Origin of the sequence: Mediterraneibacter sp. 210702-DFI.5.30 (assembly GCF_020560115.1) — a bacterium.
GTDB lineage: Bacteria > Bacillota > Clostridia > Lachnospirales > Lachnospiraceae > Mediterraneibacter > Mediterraneibacter faecis.
On record NZ_JAJCME010000221.1, the window covers coordinates 1 to 223 of the forward strand.

The 223-nt window shown below is 50.2% G+C and carries 1 protein-coding gene; it reads left to right on the plus strand.

What is annotated here, in order from left to right:
* Positions 1–223 (plus strand): AAA family ATPase (locus LI126_RS15340; RefSeq protein WP_227165765.1); only part of this gene is annotated, 223 nt, incomplete at both ends.

The following is a 223-nucleotide window of genomic DNA, read 5'->3' on the forward strand; positions in this document are numbered from 1 at the left end:
CGCAGGGACGCACGGTTTCATTTAAGGACACCATCATCATCATGACTTCCAATGCCGGTACTGGCGACTCCGAGGCTTCGATCGGTTTTGGCCCAGAAGCAAGCAGCGCAACGCACTCGATTATCGACAAGCTGACCGACTACTTCAAGCCTGAATTCTTGAACCGTTTCGATGCCATCGTTCAGTTCAACCCATTAACCAAGCCTGATTTGATGAAGATCGT